25 protein-coding genes and 1 other RNA gene are annotated in these 22,660 nt (G+C 51.7%); 19 read left to right on the forward strand and 7 right to left on the reverse strand.

The features are described from left to right. On the forward strand, positions 1–196 hold a 196-nt coding region (locus tag A7589_RS23320), incomplete at its 5' end, for a hypothetical protein (RefSeq protein WP_108188902.1). 2 nt (positions 197–198) lie between these two features. Here A7589_RS23320 and rnpB read toward each other — a convergent pair. The 4 genes from rnpB to garL form a co-directional block, all read right to left on the reverse strand. Further along, an RNA gene (gene rnpB, locus A7589_RS14740) (RNase P RNA component class A) lies at positions 199–575 on the reverse strand. A 32-nt stretch (positions 576–607) separates the two neighbouring features. Then, positions 608–1,753 (reverse strand): glycerate 2-kinase, encoded by a 1,146-nt coding sequence (gene garK, locus A7589_RS14745; RefSeq protein ID WP_010355084.1) that lies wholly within the window; start codon positions 1,751–1,753, stop codon positions 608–610. A 96-nt stretch (positions 1,754–1,849) separates the two neighbouring features. Continuing rightward, positions 1,850–2,740: a 2-hydroxy-3-oxopropionate reductase gene (gene garR, locus A7589_RS14750; RefSeq protein WP_016159730.1), complete on the reverse strand. Its 891-nt coding sequence runs from the start codon at positions 2,738–2,740 to the stop codon at positions 1,850–1,852. 29 nt (positions 2,741–2,769) lie between these two features. Continuing rightward, entirely contained in the window at positions 2,770–3,540 is a 771-nt protein-coding gene (gene garL, locus A7589_RS14755) for a 2-dehydro-3-deoxyglucarate aldolase (RefSeq protein WP_001058059.1), read from the reverse strand. Positions 3,541–4,083: 543 nt separating this feature from the next. Here garL and garD point away from each other — a divergent pair. The 3 genes from garD to yhaV all read left to right on the forward strand — a co-directional run bounded on the left by garD (position 4,084) and on the right by yhaV (position 6,585). Then, on the forward strand, positions 4,084–5,655 hold the full coding sequence (garD, locus tag A7589_RS14760; protein WP_001273785.1) for a galactarate dehydratase: 1,572 nt from the start codon (positions 4,084–4,086) through the stop codon (positions 5,653–5,655). 148 nt (positions 5,656–5,803) lie between these two features. Continuing rightward, a complete protein-coding gene (gene prlF, locus A7589_RS14765; RefSeq protein WP_016159726.1) occupies positions 5,804–6,139 on the forward strand; it encodes a type II toxin-antitoxin system antitoxin PrlF in 336 nt (111 codons plus the stop codon). After that, entirely contained in the window at positions 6,139–6,585 is a 447-nt protein-coding gene (yhaV, locus tag A7589_RS14770; RefSeq protein ID WP_000347261.1) for a type II toxin-antitoxin system ribonuclease toxin YhaV, read from the forward strand. The genes prlF and yhaV overlap by 1 nt, the downstream gene beginning before the upstream one ends. A 72-nt stretch (positions 6,586–6,657) precedes the next feature. On the opposite strand, the gene agaR is transcribed toward yhaV, so the two are convergent. After that, positions 6,658–7,467, reverse strand: a complete 810-nt coding sequence (gene agaR, locus A7589_RS14775) for an aga operon transcriptional regulator AgaR (RefSeq protein ID WP_000072178.1) — start codon at positions 7,465–7,467, stop codon at positions 6,658–6,660. 249 nt (positions 7,468–7,716) lie between these two features. Between agaR and kbaZ the strand changes: the two genes are divergently transcribed. From kbaZ to A7589_RS14840, 11 genes are all read left to right on the forward strand, one after another. Next, a complete protein-coding gene (gene kbaZ / locus A7589_RS14785) occupies positions 7,717–8,997 on the forward strand; it encodes a tagatose-bisphosphate aldolase subunit KbaZ (protein WP_000876165.1) in 1,281 nt (426 codons plus the stop codon). A gap of 22 nt (positions 8,998–9,019) precedes the next feature. Beyond that, positions 9,020–9,493 carry a PTS N-acetylgalactosamine transporter subunit IIB gene (agaV, locus tag A7589_RS14790; protein WP_010352084.1) on the forward strand — a complete coding sequence of 158 codons (474 nt, stop codon included), beginning with the start codon at positions 9,020–9,022 and terminating at the stop codon, positions 9,491–9,493. 10 nt (positions 9,494–9,503) lie between these two features. Next, complete coding sequence (gene agaW / locus A7589_RS14795; protein WP_000406230.1) at positions 9,504–10,283, forward strand: PTS N-acetylgalactosamine transporter subunit IIC; 780 nt, start codon at positions 9,504–9,506, stop codon at positions 10,281–10,283. Continuing rightward, the gene (agaE, locus tag A7589_RS14800) at positions 10,273–11,151 is read left to right on the forward strand and encodes a PTS N-acetylgalactosamine transporter subunit IID (RefSeq protein ID WP_010355080.1); all 879 of its coding nucleotides are present in this window, start codon (positions 10,273–10,275) and stop codon (positions 11,149–11,151) included. Before agaW ends, agaE begins: the two co-directional genes overlap by 11 nt. 17 nt (positions 11,152–11,168) lie before the next feature. After that, positions 11,169–11,603, forward strand: coding sequence for a PTS galactosamine/N-acetylgalactosamine transporter subunit IIA (gene agaF, locus A7589_RS14805; RefSeq protein ID WP_000948816.1), 435 nt, complete (start codon positions 11,169–11,171; stop codon positions 11,601–11,603). Positions 11,604–12,030: 427 nt separating this feature from the next. Continuing rightward, positions 12,031–13,185 (forward strand): AgaS family sugar isomerase, encoded by a 1,155-nt coding sequence (locus A7589_RS14810; RefSeq protein ID WP_001114847.1) that lies wholly within the window; start codon positions 12,031–12,033, stop codon positions 13,183–13,185. A 12-nt stretch (positions 13,186–13,197) separates the two neighbouring features. After that, positions 13,198–14,058 carry a tagatose-bisphosphate aldolase subunit KbaY gene (gene kbaY / locus A7589_RS14815; RefSeq protein WP_016159722.1) on the forward strand — a complete coding sequence of 287 codons (861 nt, stop codon included), beginning with the start codon at positions 13,198–13,200 and terminating at the stop codon, positions 14,056–14,058. A 165-nt stretch (positions 14,059–14,223) separates the two neighbouring features. Further along, on the forward strand, positions 14,224–14,700 hold the full coding sequence (agaB, locus tag A7589_RS14820; RefSeq protein ID WP_000098034.1) for a PTS galactosamine transporter subunit IIB: 477 nt from the start codon (positions 14,224–14,226) through the stop codon (positions 14,698–14,700). A gap of 37 nt (positions 14,701–14,737) precedes the next feature. Then, positions 14,738–15,541: a PTS galactosamine transporter subunit IIC gene (gene agaC / locus A7589_RS14825; protein ID WP_000544467.1), complete on the forward strand. Its 804-nt coding sequence runs from the start codon at positions 14,738–14,740 to the stop codon at positions 15,539–15,541. Further along, the gene (agaD, locus tag A7589_RS14830) at positions 15,531–16,322 is read left to right on the forward strand and encodes a PTS galactosamine transporter subunit IID (protein WP_000534348.1); all 792 of its coding nucleotides are present in this window, start codon (positions 15,531–15,533) and stop codon (positions 16,320–16,322) included. The genes agaC and agaD overlap by 11 nt, the downstream gene beginning before the upstream one ends. A 228-nt stretch (positions 16,323–16,550) precedes the next feature. Then, entirely contained in the window at positions 16,551–17,264 is a 714-nt protein-coding gene (locus A7589_RS14840) for a galactosamine-6-phosphate isomerase (protein ID WP_001194194.1), read from the forward strand. A 50-nt stretch (positions 17,265–17,314) separates the two neighbouring features. Here the strand turns inward: A7589_RS14840 and rsmI are convergent, their stop codons facing one another. Beyond that, on the reverse strand, positions 17,315–18,178 hold the full coding sequence (gene rsmI, locus A7589_RS14845) for a 16S rRNA (cytidine(1402)-2'-O)-methyltransferase (protein ID WP_000809263.1): 864 nt from the start codon (positions 18,176–18,178) through the stop codon (positions 17,315–17,317). Positions 18,179–18,242: 64 nt separating this feature from the next. Here rsmI and lpoA point away from each other — a divergent pair, with 64 nt between their 5' ends. From lpoA to dolP, 4 genes are read left to right on the forward strand one after another with little or no spacing between them, the layout of a single operon-like run. Beyond that, complete coding sequence (gene lpoA, locus A7589_RS14850) at positions 18,243–20,279, forward strand: penicillin-binding protein activator LpoA (RefSeq protein WP_016159718.1); 2,037 nt, start codon at positions 18,243–18,245, stop codon at positions 20,277–20,279. Next, a complete protein-coding gene (locus A7589_RS14855) occupies positions 20,237–20,632 on the forward strand; it encodes a YraN family protein (RefSeq protein ID WP_000246838.1) in 396 nt (131 codons plus the stop codon). The genes lpoA and A7589_RS14855 overlap by 43 nt, the downstream gene beginning before the upstream one ends. Before the next feature lie 19 nt (positions 20,633–20,651). Next, positions 20,652–21,242 (forward strand): DnaA initiator-associating protein DiaA, encoded by a 591-nt coding sequence (diaA, locus tag A7589_RS14860; RefSeq protein ID WP_001158034.1) that lies wholly within the window; start codon positions 20,652–20,654, stop codon positions 21,240–21,242. 9 nt (positions 21,243–21,251) lie between these two features. Further along, entirely contained in the window at positions 21,252–21,827 is a 576-nt protein-coding gene (gene dolP, locus A7589_RS14865) for a division/outer membrane stress-associated lipid-binding lipoprotein (protein ID WP_000646033.1), read from the forward strand. 194 nt (positions 21,828–22,021) lie between these two features. On the opposite strand, the gene A7589_RS14870 is transcribed toward dolP, so the two are convergent. Next, positions 22,022–22,660: permease (locus tag A7589_RS14870; RefSeq protein WP_201261858.1), on the reverse strand; the 639-nt coding region annotated here is incomplete at its 5' end.

A 22,660-nucleotide genomic window follows, 5' to 3' on the forward strand; every position in this document is an offset into this window, starting at 1 on the left:
GTGGACAGTCATTCATCTTCCCGCTCGCCAAAAAACAAAAACCCCGCCAGTCTGCACTGGCGGGTTTTCGTTAAAACAGGTGAAACTGACCGATAAGCCGCTTTCTTTTGGGTATAGTGTCGTGGACAGTCATTCATCTTACCGCTCGCTTCAAAAGCAAAAACCCGCCAGTTTTGCACTGGCGGGTTTCTGTTGAAGAGGTGAAACTGACCGATAAGCCGGGTTCTGTCGTGGACAGTCATTCATCTAGGCCAGCAATCGCTCACTGGCTCAAGCAGCCTACCCGGGTTCAGTACGGGCCGTACCTTATGAACCCCTATTTGGCCTTGCTCCGGGTGGAGTTTACCGTGCCACGGACTGTTACCAGCCGCGCGGTGCGCTCTTACCGCACCCTTTCACCCTTACCTGATCCCACTTGCGTGAGCCATCGGCGGTTTGCTCTCTGTTGCACTGGTCGTGGGTTTCCCCCCCAGGCGTTACCTGGCACCCTGCCCTATGGAGCCCGGACTTTCCTCCCCTCCGCCCGTCTCCCCCGAAGAGGACGACGACGAAGCGGCGACTGTCTGGTCAGCTTCGGCGCGCAGTATAGAGGGTTTGCGCGCCCTTGTCACCCCGCGTTGCGCATTCCAATCGCCAGCGTCGCGGCGATATTACGCGAAGCACGGTAAATATTGTCATAAGCCCCGCTGAAAGCTTCATCCAGCGTAACAATACTGTTCAACACGCTGAATACAGCATCGATGCCATACTGATGCACAACGCCGACATCCTTCGTCAGACTACCCGCAATACCAATTACCGGTTTATTGTATTTCTTCGCGACGTTCGCTACGCCAATCGGCACTTTACCGTGAATGCTCTGGCTATCAATGCGACCTTCTCCGGTGATCACCAACGAGCAATCATGAATATGTTCTTCCAGATTGAGCGCCGTCGTCACAATTTCAATGCCGCTCTTTAGCTCTGCTCCAAGAAACGCCATTAGCGCCGCTCCCATACCGCCTGCAGCCCCTGCACCTGGAACGTTTTTCACATCAACATGCAGCGATTTTTTGATGACATCAGCATAGTGAGAGAGATTCTTGTCCAGCTCGATAATCGTGGCTTCATTAGCCCCTTTTTGCGGGCCAAAGATACGCGAAGCACCGTTATCGCCCACCAGCGGATTAGTGACATCGCAGGCGACGCGAATAGCGCAATCTTTTAAACGCGGATCGAGGCCGGAAATATCAATATCATTCAGGGTATTAAGACTGCCGCCGCCAAAACCGATTTCATTACCGTTGACATCGCTTAACTTCGCCCCCAGCGCCTGCATCATCCCCGCGCCGCCGTCGTTGGTGGCACTGCCGCCGATGCCAATAATAATGCTGGTCGCGCCACTCTCCAGCGCCTGTAAAATTAACTCCCCCGTGCCGCGAGAAGTCGTCACCAACGGATCACGCTTTTCTGACGGTACTAACGCCAGCCCACTGGCCGCCGCCATTTCAATAAACGCGGTTTTACCATCGCCAGAGATCCCCCAACTGGCATTCACCTTTTCGCCCAGTGGCCCTGTAACCCAGGCGTGACGTTCGAAACCCTGGGTGGCTGCAATCATCGCTTCCACCGTTCCTTCGCCGCCATCAGCAACCGGAACCGAAACGTACTGTGCATCAGGAAAAATTTCCCGAAATCCTTTTTCTATCGCCTGCGCAACCTCGCTGGCAGATAAACTTTCTTTATAAGAGTCTGGGGCGATTACGATTTTCATACCTGTGCCTGTTACCACATGACGCCGGAGGGCGTTTCTCTTATTCGGCCTGGATTCCAGACCCGGATTGCAATACGCCATCCGGGCGCGACGCCATTAACGAGTAACTTCGACTTTTGCCAGTTTTTCGTAGTAGCACGCCAGGGCGCTATGATCCGCCGTTCCCAAACCATCGGCACGCAGTGCCTGCATCATCTCCATAACCGCAGCAGTTAGCGGCAATTGCGCACCAACGCCGTGAGAGGTATCCAGCGCATTCGCCAGATCTTTAATATGCAGATCAATACGGAAGCCTGGCTTGAAGTTTCTGTCCATGACCATCGGCGCTTTAGCATCAAGAACGGTACTGCCAGCCAGCCCACCGCGAATTGCCTGATACACCAACTCCGGGTTAACGCCCGCTTTGGTTGCCAGCGTTAACGCTTCTGACATCGCGGCAATATTCAGCGCCACAATGACCTGATTTGCCAGTTTAGTGACGTTACCTGCACCGATCTCCCCGGTATGCACCACGGAACCCGCCATCGCTTTCATCAAATCATAGTATTTGTCGAAAATAACCTTGTCGCCACCCACCATCACAGACAGCGTACCGTCGATGGCTTTCGGTTCACCGCCGCTCACCGGGGCGTCCAGCATATCAATACCTTTCGCTTTCAGTGCTTCGCTGATTTCACGGCTTGCCAGCGGAGCGATTGAACTCATATCGATCAATACCGTACCTGGCTTCGCGCCTTCAATAATGCCATTTTCACCCAACGCCACCTCTTTCACATGAGGGGAGTTTGGCAGCATGGTTATGATGACATCGCACTGTTCAGCGACAGCTTTAGCCGTAGACGCTGTTTCTGCGCCTGCGGCAATCACTTCAGCAATGGCTTCAGGGTTACGGTCAGCAACCACCAGCGAGTAACCTGCTTTCAGGAGGTTTTTACTCATTGGTTTACCCATAATACCCAGGCCAATAAAACCAACTTTCATAGTCATATCAATCATCTCTCTTGTTGCGGTGGTGGTTATTTTTTAAAGGTATCTGCCAGTTTCTGCGTGGCGGAACGGAATACGCCGAGATCGCTGCCGACGGCCACAAACGTAGCGCCCCATTCCAGATAACGACGCGCATCGGCTTCGACAGGGGCGAGGATGCCGCAGGGTTTGCCGTTGGCTCTGGCGCGATTAAAAATATGTTGAATCGCTTTTTGCACATCCGGATGTGACGCATTGCCGAGATGACCTAATGCCGCCGCTAGGTCGCTGGGGCCAACGAAGATACCGTCAACGCCTTCGGTTGCGGCGATAGCATCAACGTTATCAACGCCTTGCTGGCTTTCGATTTGCACCAGAATGGTGATGTTCTTATTCGACTGAGCGAAGTAATCCACCACGGTGCCAAACATATTGGCGCGGTGAGAAACAGAAACGCCGCGAATACCTTCTGGTGGATAACGGGTAGATGCCACCGCCTGCACCGCTTCTTCTTTCGTTTCGACAAAGGGGATCAGGAAGTTATAAAAACCGATATCCAGCAGACGCTTAATAATTACCGGTTCGTTGGTCGGTACACGCACCACTGGCGCGCTGACGCTCCCCTTCAGAGCCATCAACTGAGGAATGAACGTGGAGATATCGTTTGGCGCATGTTCGCCATCCAGCACCAGCCAGTCAAAGCCAGCTAAACCAAGAACTTCAGTGCTAATTGGGTTAGAAAGTGCTGACCAGCAGCCAATCTGTACCTGTTTCGCTGCCAACGCGGCTTTGAACTTATTTGGGAAAATATCGTTATTCATCGCTTATACCTTTGCTTATTTCTGCAATTCCATACGTTTAATGTCGCCAGTCAGGCTTCCCGGTGCAGTATTGAAAGAGGGCAATCTCTTCGATGACAATAAAAATAGGCAGTAAGATTAAAAAGGCACATGCGTTCCTTATTCAGCAATCCCACTAATTATGTTTATATTCCGTCGATAGCAAAAAGGTCAGTGCTATTTATTAAATATTCTCTTAACGAATATTGACCCTGTTCAATAATAAATCTGTTTTCGACAATGAGTATAATCAGACCAGAAATAATAGGCATTGTGCAAATGCTCATTATGATTGCCTGATATAAATATTATTTTGAGCATATGCCTATCACGCTGCGTGCCAATGCACATATTTACGCTTTGCCGGCCCCTGTCGCCCTGCTATCACGATAATTAGTGATGTTGATCACATACTGACTTTTCATCTCCTGACACTCTTATTCCATCTCACAGATGAAATTATTTCTGTCATCAGAATCACTCAACATAAATTTATTATTACCAGCGACCGGAGAAAACGGGATAATGGCCAACATCGAAATCAGGCAAGAAACGCCGACTGCGTTTTATATAAAAGTTCACGACACAGATAATGTGGCAATTATTGTTAATGATAATGGCCTGAAAGCAGGAACACGTTTCCCGGACGGACTGGAATTAATTGAACATATACCCCAGGGGCATAAAGTCGCATTAGTTGATATCCCTGCGAATAGCGAAATTATTCGTTACGGTGAAGTGATTGGTTATGCCGTGCGCGCAATCCCACGCGGAAGTTGGATCGACGAATCAATGGTCGTACTGCCGGAAGCGCCGCCGTTACACACGCTGCCACTGGCAACTAAAGTGCCGGAACCCTTACCGCCGCTTGAAGGTTATACCTTTGAGGGCTATCGCAATACCGATGGCAGCGTGGGCACCAAAAACCTGCTCGGCATCACCACCAGCGTGCATTGTGTGGCGGGCGTGGTGGATTACGTGGTGAAAATCATTGAGCGTGACCTGCTGTCGAAATACCCGAACGTCGATGGTGTGGTGGGGCTGAATCACCTGTACGGTTGTGGCGTGGCGATTAACGCTCCGGCGGCGGTGGTGCCTATTCGTACTATTCACAACATTTCGCTTAACCCAAACTTTGGCGGCGAGGTGATGGTGATTGGTCTGGGTTGCGAGAAATTGCAGCCTGAACGCCTGCTGGTCGGCACGGATGATGTACAGGCTATTCCAGTGGAAAGTGCCAGTATTGTCAGCTTGCAGGATGAAAAACATGTCGGTTTTCAGTCCATGGTCGAGGATATTTTGCAGGTTGCCGAGCGCCACCTGCACAAATTAAATCAACGGCAGCGAGAAACCTGCCCGGCTTCAGAACTGGTTGTCGGTATGCAGTGCGGCGGCAGCGATGCGTTTTCTGGTGTAACGGCAAACCCGGCTGTGGGCTATGCATCTGATCTACTGGTGCGCTGCGGCGCAACGGTGATGTTCTCAGAAGTAACGGAAGTGCGTGACGCGATCCATCTGCTGACACCGCGCGCTATTAATGAAGAGGTCGGCAAGCGCCTGCTGGATGAGATGGAGTGGTACGACAACTATCTTGATATGGGAAAAACCGACCGCAGCGCCAACCCTTCGCCGGGCAACAAGAAAGGCGGTCTGGCAAACGTGGTGGAAAAGGCACTCGGCTCCATTGCCAAATCGGGTAAAAGCGCGATTGTTGAAGTGCTGTCACCCGGTCAGCGTCCGACCAAACGCGGATTAATTTACGCCGCGACGCCAGCCAGCGATTTCGTCTGTGGCACCCAACAGGTGGCTTCAGGGATTACCGTGCAAGTATTTACCACCGGTCGCGGCACACCATACGGTCTGATGGCGGTGCCGGTCATTAAAATGGCAACCCGCACCGAACTGGCGAACCGCTGGTTTGATTTGATGGATATTAATGCGGGCACTATCGCCACCGGCGAAGAGACCATTGAAGAGGTGGGCTGGAAGCTGTTCCACTTTATTCTTGACGTCGCCAGCGGGAAGAAGAAAACCTTCTCGGATCAATGGGGACTGCATAACCAACTGGCAGTATTTAACCCGGCGCCAGTGACCTGATTTCTTTTGGAACGCGCCTCGCAAAACATGGCCTTAGTGCCATGTTTTTATTGTTTCAAGTCCCCTCATCCATTAATAATGCATTTGCATTACCTTAGTTGAAGATTATAATTTGAGCAGAAAAAAGGCTGTAAAAGGACAGTGAACAATGCCCGCTAATGCTCGCTCTAACGCTGTACTGACCACTGAATCAAAGGTCACGATACGCGGACAAACAACTATCCCCGCGCCAGTGCGTGAGGCCTTAAAACTGAAGCCAGGCCTGGACAGCATTCATTACGAAATCCTGCCTGGTGGGCAAGTATTTATGTGCCGTGTGGGAGATGAACAGGAGGATCATACTATGAATGCATTTTTGCGTTTTCTGGATGCAGATATCCAGAACAACCCGCAAAAAACTCGTCCATTCGAAATTCAACAAGGAAAAAGACTTGTCGCTGGCATGGACGTCAACATTGATGATGAGATTGGCGACGACGAATAATGGATTTTCCACAAAGGGTTAATGGTTGGGCGCTATATGCTCATCCCTGCTTTCAGGAAACCTACGACGCTTTAGTTGCCGAAGTTGAGACATTAAAGGGAAAAGATCCTGAAAATTATCAGAAAAAAGCCGTCACAAAGTTATTGGCGGTAGTACATAAAGTTATTGAGGAGCATATCACGGTCAATCCATCATCACCGGCATTCCGTCATGGCAATTCGTTAGGCTCAGGGAAAAATAAAGACTGGTCACGGGTAAAATTTGGCGCTGGTCGTTATCGTCTCTTCTTTCGTTACAGCGAAAAAGAGAAAGTCATCATTCTTGGATGGATGAACGATGAAAACACGCTGCGCACCTACGGTAAAAAAACAGATGCCTATACCGTATTCAGCAAAATGTTAAAAAGAGGACATCCTCCTGCCGACTGGGAAACCCTCACCAGATAGACTGAAGAAACCCATTGATGGTGTTCACAATGCCCGCCGAACGCATCCGTTTTGACCAGCGGGCACCATTTCTCACTCCCCGACCAGAATCACCTCAACCCCAGCCTTTCGCAGCCCTTCCAGACTATCCGCAGGAATGCCTTCATCGACAATGATCATGTCGATCCGTTGAGTATCGATGATCTTATGTAAACTGGAGCGGTTGAACTTACTGGAATCGGTGACCACGATGATCCGTTCCGCAACTTCGCACATCCGGCGGTTTAAACGAGCTTCATCTTCATTATGCGTACTGACGCCGCGCTCCAGATCGATAGCGTCTACGCCGAGAAACAGCATATCGAAGTGGTAATTTTGCAGCGATTGTTCAGCCTGATCGCCGTAAAAAGATTGCGACTGGCGGCGCAGATGCCCTCCGGTCATCAGCAGTTCAACGCCCTCCGCTTCCAGCAAAGCATTCGCCACGTTCATACCATTGGTCATCGCAATCACATCGGTGTGCTTGCGCATCAGACGGGCAATCTCAAAGGTGGTGGTTCCGGAATCGAGGATCACCCGATGACCTGGCTTAATCAACTCAACGGCAGCTTTCGCAACGCTGCGTTTCATCGCCGTGTTCAGCGCGCTTTTATCTTCTACCGAAGGCTCGACTGACGGCGTCGAGCCATCGCAGATCAGCGCGCCGCCGTAGGCACGCACGGCAATCCCCTGTTTTTCCAGAAACGCCAGATCGTTGCGGATTGTCACAGTAGATACACCATACAATGCTGACAGATCGTTAACCTGCACACTCCCTTGCTGACGCAGGCGCTGAATGATCTGCTCTCTTCGCTCGCTGGTGCCAGTCACTCGCTTCTCACCTGATGCGTCGGTATTACTCATAGTAAATCCTTTCGTAAATCTTTCGTTTCATTTCGTTTTTCTTATTAACGCCTTTCTATTAACCAAATGCAAGCCCACATTGCCTGTTGACGTAAGCGACTCTTGTTTCAGTAACTTTCATTATGTTTCTTTTGTGAATCAGATCAGAAAACCATTACCTTTCGTTTTATTTTTACATCACCATGGCGCAGTATAAATTGAAACAAAACGAAAGATTAACAATGGCAATTATTTGGTCTGGAGAAGAAAGTGAAATATCTGATAGAAATGGTGAGACAGCACAAAGAGGGCAAAACAAATGGGATTTATGCCGTTTGCTCCGCACATCCGCTAGTGCTGGAAGCGGCCATCCACTATGCCTTCGCAAACCAAACGCCGTTACTGATTGAAGCAACCTCCAATCAGGTGGATCAGTTCGGCGGTTATACCGGAATGACGCCCGCCGATTTTCGCGGCTTTGTTTGCCAGCTTGCCGACTCGCTGAATTTCCCGCAAAACGCGTTGATTCTCGGTGGCGACCATCTGGGGCCAAACCGCTGGCAGAATCTGCCTGCCGCTCAGGCGATGGCCAATGCCGATGATTTGATTAAAAGCTACGTCGCGGCGGGGTTCAAAAAAATCCATCTTGATTGCAGCATGTCCTGTCAGGGCGATCCGGTTCCCTTAACCGATGACATCGTGGCTGAACGCGCTGCCCGTCTGGCAAAAGTCGCGGAAGAAACCTGCCGCGAACACTTTGGCGAGGCCGATCTGGTGTATGTCATCGGCACCGAAGTTCCGGTGCCCGGCGGCGCTCATGAAACCTTAAGCGAACTGGCGGTCACTACGCCCGATGCCGCCCGCGCCACGCTGGAAGCCCATCGTCACGCCTTTGAAAAGCAAGGTCTGAATGCCCTGTGGCCACGCATCATTGCCCTGGTGGTACAACCCGGTGTCGAATTCGATCACACCAACGTTATTGATTATCAGCCCGCAAAAGCGACCGCCTTAAGCCAGATGGTCGAAAACTACCAAACGCTGATTTTCGAAGCTCACTCTACCGATTATCAAACGCCGCAATCACTACGCCAGTTGGTAATCGACCACTTTGCCATTCTGAAAGTTGGCCCGGCGCTGACCTTCGCCCTACGTGAAACCCTGTTTTCTCTGGCGGCGATTGAAGAAGAACTGGTGCCAGCGAAAGCCTGTTCCAGTCTGCGTCAGGTTCTGGAAAACGTGATGCTTGACCGTCCGGAATACTGGCAAAGCCACTACCACGGTGACGGCAACGCACGTCGTCTGGCACGCGGTTACAGCTACTCAGATCGTGTGCGCTACTACTGGCCGGACAGCCAGATTGATGACGCTTTCGCCCATCTGGTTCGTAACCTGGCGGATGCGCCAATTCCGCTACCGCTCATCAGCCAGTATCTGCCGCTGCAATACGTCAAAGTTCGCTCCGGCGAGCTACAGCCAACGCCGAGGGCGCTCATTATCAACCATATTCAGGACATCCTGGCGCAGTACCACACAGCCTGTGGAGGCCAATAACCAAAACAAAGAGGAACACGCTATGCCAAATATTGTTTTAAGCCGGATCGATGAACGCTTGATTCACGGTCAGGTTGGCGTTCAGTGGGTCGGATTTGCGGGGGCAAATCTGGTTCTGGTAGCCAATGACGAGGTAGCCGAAGATCCGGTACAACAAAACCTGATGGAAATGGTACTGGCAGAAGGGATCGCTGTGCGTTTCTGGTCGTTGCAGAAAGTGATCGACAACATCCATCGCGCCGCTGAACGGCAGAAAATCCTGCTGGTTTGCAAAACACCAGCCGATTTCCTGACGCTGGTGAAAGGTGGTGTCCCGGTGAGTCGCATTAATGTTGGCAATATGCATTACGCCAATGGCAAGCAACAAATCGCCAAAACGGTTTCTGTAGATGCGGGTGATATCGCGGCGTTTAACGATCTGAAAACCGCCAGAGTGGAATGCTTCGTTCAGGGCGTCCCGACAGAACCTGCTGTGGAGCTCTTTAAATTACTTTGAGGGATTCATCATGGAAATCAGTCTGTTGCAGGCATTCGTGTTGGGCATTCTCGCCTTTATCGCTGGCCTGGATATGTTTAACGGCTTAACCCATATACACCGCCCGGTGGTTCTTGGGCCGTTGGTTGGGCTGGTACTTGGCGATCTACATACCGGTATTTTAACCGGCGGTACGCTGGAACTGGTATGGATGGGGCTGGCTCCGCTGGCGGGCGCACAGCCGCCTAACGTCATTATCGGTACTATCGTCGGTACGGCATTTGCTATTACCACCGGCGTGAAACCCGATGTCGCAGTCGGTGTCGCCGTGCCTTTCGCCGTCGCGGTACAGATGGGGATTACCTTCCTGTTCTCGGTGATGTCTGGCGTAATGTCCCGTTGTGACCGGATGGCGGAAAATGCCGATACACGCGGCATTGAGCGAGTGAACTATCTGGCACTGCTGGCGCTCGGCACCTTCTATTTTCTTTGTGCTTTCCTGCCGATTTACTTCGGCGCGGAACATGCCAAAACCATCATTGATGTCCTGCCGCAACGGTTAATCGACGGCCTTGGCGTTGCAGGCGGCATCATGCCAGCAATCGGTTTTGCCGTGCTGCTGAAAATCATGATGAAAAACGTTTACATCCCCTACTTCATCCTGGGCTTTGTTGCCGCCGCCTGGCTCAAGTTACCGGTGCTGGCTATTGCTGCCGCCGCGCTGGCTATGGCGCTGATCGACCTACTACGTAAATCTCCTGAACCGACTCAACCTGCGGCACAGAAAGAGGAATTTGAAGATGGCATCTAATCAAACGACCTTGCCGAACGTCAGTGAAAACGAAGAAACACTGCTGACTGGCGTCAATGAAAACGTATATGACGATCAGAGCATTGGCGCAGAGCTGACGAAAAAAGATATCAACCGCGTCGCCTGGCGTTCCATGCTGTTACAGGCTTCGTTCAACTACGAACGTATGCAGGCTTCCGGCTGGCTGTACGGTCTGCTGCCTGCACTGAAAAAGATCCACACCAATAAACGCGACCTGGCGCGTGCCATGAAAGGCCATATGGGCTTTTTCAATACTCACCCGTTTCTGGTGACGTTTGTTATCGGCATTATCCTCGCGATGGAACGCTCAAAACAGGACGTGAACAGTATTCAGAGCACCAAGATTGCCGTTGGTGCGCCGCTCGGCGGGATTGGCGATGCGATGTTCTGGCTAACGCTGCTGCCAATTTGCGGCGGGATTGGCGCCAGTCTGGCGCTGCAAGGCTCCATTCTCGGCGCTGTGGTATTTATCGTGTTATTCAACGTGGTGCATCTCGGTCTGCGTTTTGGTCTTGCGCATTACGCTTATCGAATGGGCGTCGCGGCGATCCCGCTAATTAAAGCGAATACCAAAAAAGTTGGTCATGCGGCGTCTATCGTTGGGATGACGGTGATCGGCGCGCTGGTAGCAACCTATGTCCGATTAAGCACCACGCTGGAAATCACGGCGGGCGACGCAGTGGTTAAGCTACAGACTGACGTTATCGACAAACTGATGCCTGCCTTCTTGCCGCTGGTCTATACCCTGACCATGTTCTGGCTGGTACGTCGCGGCTGGAGTCCGCTGCGCCTGATTGCAATCACTGTGGTTCTCGGCATCGTCGGTAAATTCTGTCATTTCCTTTAAATACAATGAGGTATTAGATGTTAAGTATTATTTTGACAGGGCATGGCGGATTTGCCAGCGGCATGGAAAAAGCAATGAAGCAAATCCTCGGTGAGCAATCGCAGTTTATCGCCATTGATTTTCCAGAAACCTCAAACACTGCGCTGCTTACATCGCAGCTTGAAGAGGCTATCGCCCAACTGGATTGTGAAGACGGCATTGTTTTTCTGACGGATTTGCTGGGAGGCACGCCGTTTCGCGTAGCTTCAACGCAGGCGATGCAAAAACCGGGCTGTGAAGTGATCACCGGCACCAATTTGCAACTATTACTGGAAATGGTGCTGGAGCGCGAAGGGTTAAGCAGCGAAGAATTCCGCGTGCAGGCGCTGGAGTGCGGACACCGTGGGCTGACCAGTCTGGTGGACGAATTAGGCCGCTGCCATAAAGAATGTCCGGTCGAGGAAGGAATATAAGGTAAACGCCCCTCCACTGTTGGTAAAAGACAGTGAGTGGCGTTTTACACTTTCGTTTCTTTATCTGGCTTTCACTTCCCCTACGAGACTTTTTTCTTTTGTTTTGACTTTTGCACCGGTGTCGGATGCGACGCTGACGCGTCTTATTCGACCTACGGCTGGGCAGGTGGCAGCCTGGCTGGATCAGGCGTTTACGCCGCATCCGGCAATCGGTGCAAATATCCCCCCATCACGCAATACCTTTATCTTCCCTTGTCTTTTCTTTCAACGATCACAAATTTCGTTTTATTTCTTTCTTCATTGTTGAACTTTCAGTTTCTTTTTTATAAATTTTAATCAACGAAAGACATCGTCAAGTGAAATGAAACGAAAGGCAAGCGAAAGCGATAATGCCAGACGTCAAGTTCATCAAACTAAGGATTTAGTTATGCCAGAAAATTACCCCCCTGCGACCACCACCACCGGCACATGGACTGAAGAAGAGATCCGCCATCAGCCTCGCGCGTGGCTTCGTTCGCTCGCCAACATTGACGCGCTACGTTCCGCGCTCAACGGTTTCCTTGCACCGTTACTGCGCAAAGAGGATCTGCGGATAATCCTGACCGGAGCCGGAACCTCGGCATTTATCGGTGACATCATCGCGCCGTGGCTCACCAGCCATACCGGCAAAAACTTCAGCGCCATACCAACCACCGATCTGGTTACCAATCCAATGGACTATCTGAATCCAGCGCATCCGCTGCTGTTGATCTCCTTCGGTCGATCCGGCAATAGCCCGGAAAGCGTCGCCGCCGTGAAACTGGCAAATAAGTTTGTACCGGAGTGCTATCACCTGCCGATCACCTGCAATGAAGCGGGCGCTCTCTATCAAAACGCGATCAACAGCGATAACGCGTTTGCCCTACTGATGCCCGCAGAAACGCACGATCGCGGCTTTGCGATGACCAGCAGTATTACCACCATGATGGCCAGCTGCCTCGCGGTTTTCGCACCTGAGATGATCAACAGCCAGACCTTCCGCGATGTGGCGGATCGTTGCCAGGCGATCCTGACCTCGCTCGGCGATTTCAGCGAAGGCGTGTTTGGTTACGCGCCGTGGAAGCGGATCGTTTATCTCGGCAGCGGTGGCTTACAGGGCGCGGCACGCGAGTCGGCGCTGAAAGTGCTGGAACTGACAGCGGGTAAACTGGTGGCCTTTTATGATTCCCCGACCGGATTCCGTCATGGCCCGAAATCACTGGTCGATGACGAAACGCTGGTGGTGGTGTTTGTCTCCAGCCACCCCTACACCCGTCAGTATGATCTTGATCTGCTGGCAGAACTCCGCCGCGATAACCAGGCAATGCGCGTGATCGCCATCGCCGCTGAAAGCAACGACACTATCGCCGCCGGCCCGCATATCATCCTGCCGCCATCCCGTCACTTTATCGACGTTGAGCAGGCATTTTGCTTCCTGATGTACGCCCAGACGTTTGCACTGATGCAGTCGCTACATATGGGCAATACGCCGGATTCCCCATCAGCCAGTGGCACCGTAAACCGCGTGGTACAAGGCGTAATTATTCATCCGTGGCAGGCATAAGAGGATCGCATTATGAGCATTATCTCCACCAAATATCTGTTACAAGACGCCCAGGCCAATGGCTACGCGGTGCCTGCATTTAACATCCATAACGCCGAGACGATCCAGGCGATCCTCGAAGTGTGCAGTGAAATGCGATCGCCGGTGATCCTCGCCGGGACGCCTGGCACCTTTAAACATATCGCGCTGGAAGAGATCTACGCCCTGTGTAGCGCCTATTCCACAACCTACAACATGCCGCTGGCACTGCATCTCGACCACCACGAATCGCTCGATGATATTCGCCGTAAAGTCCACGCTGGCGTGCGCAGCGCGATGATCGACGGCAGTCACTTCCCGTTTGCTGAAAACGTGAAACTGGTGAAATCGGTTGTCGACTTCTGCCACTCGCAGGATTGCAGTGTGGAAGCCGAACTGGGCCGTCTGGGAGGCGTGGAAGATGATATGAGTGTTGACGCAGAAAGCGCGTTCCTCACCGACCCACAAGAAGCCAGACGCTTTGTCAAACAGACTGGCGTCGACAGCCTGGCGGTAGCGATTGGTACGGCGCATGGCCTGTACAGAAAAATACCGAAAATTGATTTTCAGCGGCTGGCGGAAATTCGTGAAATGGTAGACATCCCTCTGGTACTGCATGGCGCCAGCGATGTCCCGGATGAATTTGTTCGCTGGACTATTAAACTGGGTGTGACGAAAGTTAATGTTGCAACAGAATTAAAAATAGCCTTCGCCGGCGCGGTTAAAGCCTGGTTTGCAGAAAACCCGCAGGGTAATGATCCTCGCTATTATATGCGCGTCGGCATGGATGCAATGAAAGAAGTGGTCAGAAATAAAATTAATGTCTGTGGTTCAGCAAATCGCATTTCAGCATAATCATTAATTTTATACAATTTATTAATAAGTACTGCTCGACTAATATCGGGTAGTGCCTTAATGGCAAAGGAAATGAGTAAACCGTAATAAATAAATCAGTACAATATCGTAACGATAATATATTTTAAAATTATATTATTCAATTTTTATGGTGAGGATTACATAATGAGCAGTCCAAATATTCTCTTAACCCGTATTGATAACCGTCTGGTTCATGGCCAGGTTGGCGTGACCTGGACATCCACCATCGGTGCGAATCTGCTGGTGGTCGTGGATGATGTTGTCGCTAACGATGATATTCAGCAGAAACTGATGGGTATTACTGCGGAAACCTACGGCTTTGGTATCCGCTTCTTTACTGTCGAAAAAACCATTAACATCATCGGCAAAGCAGCGCCACATCAGAAGATTTTCCTGATTTGCCGTACGCCGCAAACGGTACGTAAATTGGTCGAGGGTGGTATTGACCTGAAAGATGTCAACGTCGGTAACATGCATTTCTCGGAAGGGAAGAAGCAAATCAGCAGTAAAGTTTATGTTGATGCTCAGGATTTTGCCGACTTACGTTTCATTAAACAACGCGGCGTGAATGTTTTTATTCAGGATGTCCCCGGCGATCAAAAAGAACAAATCCCTGACTAGATCTAAAATCGCCTTAATATTAGTTTGAGGTAATAAAATGCATGAAATAACCCTAATTCAGGGATTATCCCTGGCGGTGTTAGTATTCGTTCTGGGGATTGATTTTTGGCTGGAAGCCTTATTTTTATTCCGCCCGATAATCGTTTGTACCCTGACTGGCGCTATTCTCGGTGATATTCAGACTGGCTTAATTACCGGTGGTCTGACAGAACTGGCTTTCGCCGGATTAACCCCTGCCGGTGGTGTTCAGCCGCCTAACCCGATTATGGCCGGTCTGATGACTACCGTTATTGCATGGTCTACGGGCGTCGATGCCAAAACGGCGATTGGTCTTGGCCTGCCGTTCAGCCTGTTAATGCAGTACCTCATTCTGTTCTTCTATTCGGCATTCTCGCTATTTATGAGCAAAGCCGATAAATGCGCCAAAGAGGCGGATACAGCAGCGTTTTCCCGACTTAACTGGACAACGATGCTGATTGTTGCCTTTTCGTATGCGGTGATTGCTTTCCTCTGTACTTACCTGGCGCAAGGTGCGATGCAGGCGCTGGTAAAAGCAATGCCCACATGGTTGACCCACGGCTTTGAAGTGGCTGGCGGTATTCTGCCTGCCGTCGGTTTTGGCTTGCTGCTGCGCGTGATGTTCAAAGCGCAATATATCCCTTACCTGATCGCCGGTTTCCTGTTTGTTTGCTACATCCAGGTCAGCAACCTGTTGCCGGTTGCCGTACTGGGCGCAGGCTTTGCGGTGTATGAGTTTTTCAATGCGAAATCCCGGCAGCAAGCGCAACCGCAGCCCGTTGCCAGTAAAAATGAAGAAGAGGACTACAGCAATGGGATCTGAAATCAGTAAAAAAGATATCACCCGTCTGGGCTTTCGTTCGTCGCTGCTGCAAGCGAGCTTTAACTACGAAAGGATGCAGGCTGGCGGCTTTACCTGGGCGATGTTGCCGATCCTGAAAAAGATTTATAAGGACGACAAACCGGGCTTAAGCGCGGCGATGAAAGATAATCTCGAATTTATTAATACCCACCCGAATCTGGTCGGATTCCTGATGGGGTTATTGATTTCGATGGAAGAGAAAGGAGAAAACCGCGACACCATTAAGGGTCTGAAAGTGGCGCTGTTTGGCCCAATCGCCGGGATTGGCGATGCGATTTTCTGGTTTACCTTGTTGCCGATTATGGCGGGGATTTGCTCATCGTTTGCCAGTCAGGGAAACCTGCTGGGGCCGATTCTGTTTTTCGCCGTTTACCTGCTTATCTTTTTCCTGCGCGTCGGCTGGACCCACGTCGGTTATTCAGTCGGCGTGAAGGCTATTGATAAAGTACGAGAGAACTCGCAAATGATTGCCCGTTCGGCAACCATCCTCGGGATCACGGTAATCGGCGGGCTGATTGCCTCGTATGTGCATATTAACGTGGTGACGTCGTTTGCTATCGACAGTAGCCACAGCGTCGCACTGCAACAGGATTTCTTCGATAAAGTCTTCCCGAATATTTTACCGATGGCCTATACCCTGCTGATGTATTACTTCCTGCGGGTGAAAAAAGCGCATCCGGTGCTGTTAATCGGCGTGACGTTTGTGCTCTCTATTGTTTGTTCCGCATTTGGCATTTTGTAAATGGAACAAGGCACTGCGTCTGACGCAGCCTCAGATTGTTGACAAAGTGCGCTTTGTTCATGCTGGATGCGGCGTTACCGCCTTATCCGGCCTACAAAACTATGCAAATTCAATATATTGCACAAACAATGTAGGCCTGATAAGCGTAGCGCATCAGGCTATTTGGCGTTTGTCATTGGTCTTCGCATCGCGCCTGGTGGTGCCTCTCTACACAAGGAATTTCTCCTCATGCAAACCTTACAGCAAGTTGAAAACTATACGGCGTTAAGTGAGCGCGCCAGCGAATATTTATTGGACGTGATCCGTAGCAAACCAAAGGCCGTGATTTGCCTCGCGACCGGAGCGACACCATTACTGACATATCATTATCTGGTAGAAAAAATCCACCAGCAGCAGGTTGATGTCAGCCAACTCACCTTCGTGAAGCTCGACGAATGGGTGGATCTGCCATTAACCGCGCCCGGCACCTGCGAAACTTTCCTTCAGAAGCATATCGTGCAGCCGCTGGGGTTACGTGAAGACCAGCTCATCAGCTTTCGCTCCGAAGAGATAAACGAGACAGAGTGCGAGCGGGTAACGAATCTGATTGCGCGCAAAGGCGGTCTCGATTTGTGCGTTCTCGGACTAGGGAAAAACGGTCATCTTGGGCTGAACGAACCGGGAGAAAGCCTGCAACCGGCCTGCCATATCAGCCAACTTGATGCGAAAACCCAGCAACATGAGATGTTAAAAACCGCTGGTCGTCCCGTGACTCACGGGATCACCTTAGGCTTGAAGGATATTCTCAATGCCCGCGAAGTTTTGTTACTGGTGACTGGCGAAGGAAAGCAGGATGCGACAGAACGTTTTCTCACGGCTAAAGTCTCCACCACTATCCCGGCTTCATTTTTATGGCTGCATAACTATTTCACATGCGTGATTGATGAGATGTGTCGTCGTTAACTCGCCAGGAACAGGCGTTGCAGCTCTTATTCCTGCTGCAACGCCTGTAATCACTCCCCTTGCTGCTCCAGCGCATACTTATACAGCGCATTTTTCTTCACGCCGTGAATTTCTGCTGCCAGCGCCGCCGCTTTTTTCAGCGGCAGTTCTGCCTGTAACAGCGCCAGCGTGCGCAGCGCATCGGCAGGCAAGTCCTCTTCCTGCGCTTTATGTCCTTCGACAATCAGTACCATCTCACCTTTGCGACGGTTTTCATCTTCTTTTACCCACGCCAACAGCTCACCAACGGGCGCGCCGTGAATAGTTTCCCAGGTTTTGGTCAGTTCTCGCGCCAGCACCACGTAGCGGGACTCACCCAGCACCGCGACGATATCTTCCAGGCTATCTAACAGACGGTGGGTTGATTCATAAAAAATCAGCGTGCGCGGTTCCGCTTCAATCGCTTTTAGCGCATCACGGCGGCCTTTCGATTTAGCGGGCAGAAAGCCTTCATAACAAAAACGGTCGGATGGTAAACCAGCGGCGCTTAATGCAGTGATGGCAGCACACGGTCCCGGTAGCGGCACCACGCGAATCCCCGCTTCACGGCAGGTACGCACCAGATGGTAACCAGGGTCGTTAATCAGCGGCGTTCCGGCATCAGAAACCAACGCAATGTTTTGTCCCTCTTGCAGCTTCGCCAGCAGCGTTTCGGCTTTCTGTTGTTCGTTATGGTCGTGCAGAGCGAACAGTCGGGCGTTTATCCCAAAATGTTGCAGCAGTAAACCGGTATGACGCGTATCCTCGGCGGCAATCAGATCAACAGCCTGTAATACCTCCAGCGCACGCTGGGTGATATCCGCCAGATTGCCGATTGGCGTCGGTACAATGTAGAGCTGACCTTGAGAATTATCCGCCGATTGGTGTTGTTTCATTGTGTCGTCCGTATTGCCGATTTAATATTGAGAATTGCGTAAAAAAAATATCACTGGATACATTATGGTACCCTCAACATTTTCTCGTTTGAAAGCCGCGCGTTGTCTGCCTGTTGTTCTGGCAGCCCTGATTTTCGCCGGTTGTGGCACCCATACCCCCGATCAGTCCACTGCCTATATGCAGGGCACGGCGCAGGCCGATTCTGCCTTTTATCTTCAGCAGATGCAGCAAAGCTCTGATGATACCAGGATCAACTGGCAATTACTCGCCATTCGTGCACTGGTGAAAGAAGGTAAAACCGGGCAGGCGGTTGAACTGTTTAACCAGCTGCCGCAAGAACTGAACGATATCCAGCGTCGTGAAAAATCTCTGCTGGCGGTAGAGATTAAGCTGACACAAAAAGATTTTGCTGGCGCGCAGACCTTGCTGGCTAAAATTACTCCGGCAGATTTAGAGCAAAACCAGCAGGCGCGTTACTGGCAGGCAAAAATCGATGCCAGTCAGGGACGTCCTTCCATTGATTTATTGCGCGCATTAATTGCTCAGGAACCGTTACTCGGTGCGCAAGAAAAACAGCAGAATATCGATGCCACCTGGCAGGCGCTCTCCGCCATGACCCAGCAGCAGGCGAATACGCTGGTGATCAACGCCGACGAAAACATCCTGCAAGGCTGGCTGGATCTGCAACGCGTCTGGTTTGATAACCGCAATGACCCCGACATGATGAAAGCCGGGATCGCTGACTGGCAGAAACGTTATCCGAACAATCCGGGCGCGAAAATGCTGCCAACGCAGTTGGTAAATGTAAAAGCGTTTAAACCAGCGTCAACCAACAAAATCGCCCTGCTGTTACCGTTGAATGGTCAGGCCGCAGTGTTTGGTCGCACTATTCAGCAAGGCTTTGAAGCGGCGAAAAATATCGGCACTCAGCCGGTAGCGGCTCAGGTAGCAGCCGCGCCTGTCGCTGACGTAGCAGAACAACCCCAGCCGCAAACCGTAGACGGCGTTGCCAGCCCGGCACAAGCGTCTGTTAGCGATCTGACAGGTGAAGAAACCGCCGCACAGCCGGTGCCTGTAAGCGCCCCTCCGGCAAGCACCGCAGCGGTAAGCTCTCCGGCGAATCCATCCGCAGAACTGAAAATCTACGATACCTCATCACAACCACTTAGCCAGATCCTCAACCAGGTTCAGCAGGATGGCGCGAGTATTGTAGTCGGTCCACTGCTAAAAAATAACGTTGAGGAGTTGCTCAAGAGCAACACCCCGCTGAACGTGCTGGCACTCAATCAGCCGGAAAATATCGAAAACCGCGCCAATATCTGTTACTTCGCGCTATCGCCAGAAGATGAAGCGCGCGATGCAGCGCGTCATATTCGTGACCAGGGTAAACAAGCACCGCTGGTACTGATCCCACGCAGTTCGTTGGGCGATCGCGTAGCCAATGCGTTTGCGCAAGAGTGGCAGAAACTCGGCGGCGGCACCGTTTTGCAACAAAAATTTGGTTCCACCAGCGAATTACACGCGGGTGTTAACGGCCGTGCAGGTATCGCTTTAACAGGTAGCCCGATTACACCCAGAGCGACAACCGACTCCGGCATGACGACCAACAATCCAACCCTGCAAACCACGCCGACCGGAGACCAGTTCACCGATAATGGCGGCCGTGTCGATGCGGTGTACATTGTGGCAACGCCAGCTGAAATCGCCTTCATCAAACCGATGATCGCCATGCGTAACGGCAGTCACAGCGGTGCAACGTTGTACGCCAGCTCCCGCAGCGCAGGAGGCTCTGCTGGCCCGGATTTCCGACTGGAGATGGAAGGCTTGCAGTACAGCGAAATCCCGATGCTGGCAGGCGGTAATCTGCCGTTAATGCAGCAGGCGCTCAGTGCGGTAAATAATGATTATTCGCTGGCGCGCATGTATGCGATGGGCGTCGATGCCTGGTCACTGGCGAATCATTTCTCGCAAATGCGCCAGGTTCAGGGTTTTGAAATCAACGGTAATACCGGAAGTCTGACGGCTAACCCGGATTGCGTGATTAACAGGAAGTTATCATGGCTACAGTACCAACAAGGTCAGGTAGTCCCCGCCAGTTAACCACTAAACAGACCGGCGATGCGTGGGAGGCACAAGCGCGTCGCTGGCTGGAAGGCAAAGGACTGCGCTTTGTCGCCGCTAACGTGAACGAGCGTGGCGGCGAGATTGATCTGATAATGCATGAAGGCCAGACCACCGTTTTTGTTGAGGTGCGCTACCGCCGCTCTGCCCTATATGGTGGCGCAGCAGCCAGTGTGACCCGCAGCAAACAACACAAATTATTACAGACTGCCCGCTTGTGGCTCGCGCGTCATAATGGGAGTTTTGATACTGTGGATTGCCGGTTCGATGTGATAGCCTTCACCGGGAATGAGGTTGAGTGGATTAAGGACGCCTTTAATGACCACTCATAATTAAGGTTTAAGGATTAGCGTGCAAGAAAGAATCAAAGCTTGCTTCACTGAAAGCATTCAAACTCAAATTGCAGCGGCAGAGGCGCTTCCGGATGCCATCTCCCGTGCAGCCATGACGCTGGTTCAGTCTCTGCTCAATGGCAACAAAATCCTCTGTTGTGGTAATGGAACCTCCGCTGCCAATGCACAGCATTTTGCTGCCAGCATGATCAACCGTTTCGAGACGGAGCGGCCCAGCCTACCTGCCATTGCACTAAATACCGATAATGTTGTCTTAACGGCGATTGCCAACGATCGCTTACATGATGAAGTGTATGCAAAACAGGTGCGGGCGCTGGGACATGCGGGAGATGTGTTGTTAGCTATTTCTACTCGTGGCAATAGCCGCGATATCGTAAAAGCTGTTGAAGCCGCCGTTACGCGTGATATGACCATTGTGGCATTAACCGGCTATGACGGCGGTGAACTTGCAGGTTTGTTAGGGCCACAGGACGTGGAGATCCGCATTCCCTCGCATCGTAGTGCTCGCATTCAGGAAATGCATATGCTGACGGTAAATTGCCTGTGCGATCTGATCGATAACACGCTTTTCCCTCACCAGGATGATTAAGGAGAATACATGAAGGCATTATCGCCAATCGCAGTCCTTATTTCCGCGCTGCTGTTGCAAGGTTGTGTTGCTGCTGCCGTAGTAGGTACTGCCGCTGTGGGTACTAAAGCGGCGACCGACCCCCGCAGTGTCGGCACCCAGGTGGACGATGGTACTCTGGAAGTACGCGTGAACAGCGCATTGTCAAAAGACGAACAGATTAAGAAAGAAGCACGCATTAATGTAACGGCCTATCAGGGCAAAGTGCTGCTGGTTGGGCAGTCACCAAACGCTGAACTTTCGGCTCGCGCCAAACAGATTGCTATGGGCGTAGACGGTGCCAACGAAGTGTATAACGAGATTCGTCAGGGTCAGCCGATTGGTCTGGGCGAAGCGTCTAACGATACGTGGATCACCACCAAAGTGCGTTCGCAACTGTTAACCAGCGACCTGGTGAAATCGTCCAACGTGAAAGTGACCACCGAAAACGGCGAAGTGTTCCTGATGGGGCTGGTGACTGAACGTGAAGCAAAAGCGGCGGCAGATATTGCCAGCCGGGTGAGCGGCGTGAAGCGGGTGACCACGGCGTTTACGTTTATTAAATAACTGTCCCTTGTAATGCCTGATGCGACGCTTGCTGCGTCTTATCAGGCCTACAACGATGGAAACCGTAGGTCGGATAAGGCGTTTACGCCGCATCCGACTGCCGTTGCCTGATGCGACGCTTGCCGCGTCTTATCAGGCCTACAACGACACAAACCGTAGGTCGGATAAGGCGTTTACGCCGCATCCGACATGTTTCAGGCCAACAGCGCCAGACTACCGACAATCACACCAGACACCGCCACCATCGTCCCCGTCAGCCATAATGCTTTTGCCGGAAACGCTTTACGCAGCATAATCAGCGACGGCAAACTCACCGCCGGGAGCGTCATCAACAATGCCAGCGCCGGAGCGGTTCCCATACCTGCCAGCATCATCGTTTGTACAATCGGAATTTCTGCTGCCGTGGGAATGACAAACAAGCATCCTGCTACCGCCATCGCCACCACCCACATCAGGCTGTTATCGACAGCGCCATCGGCATGGGGGAATAACCAGACGCGAGCGGCACCCAACGCCAGTACTGCAAGGATATAAACCGGGATCGTGCTCCAGAAAAGCGTCCATAGCGCCCTGCCCCAGCGGCTAAAAAATCCGCCCTGCGCTTCCGGCATGTCAATTTCGACCGGTGCCTGCGTTTGCGGTGTCTCATGCACCCATTTTTGCACCAGCGTCGCAATCAGCAACACCATCACCAACCCCGCCACCAGACGAATCGCGGCAAAGCCCCAGCCGAGGACAAACCCCATAAACACCAGCGTCGCCGGGTTTAACAACGGATTCCCCATCCAGAATGCCAGCGCACCGCCCATCGACACTTGCTGGCGACGCATCCC

The sequence above is a fragment of the Escherichia sp. MOD1-EC6475 genome, from assembly GCF_003046645.1.
Lineage (GTDB): Bacteria > Pseudomonadota > Gammaproteobacteria > Enterobacterales > Enterobacteriaceae > Escherichia > Escherichia ruysiae.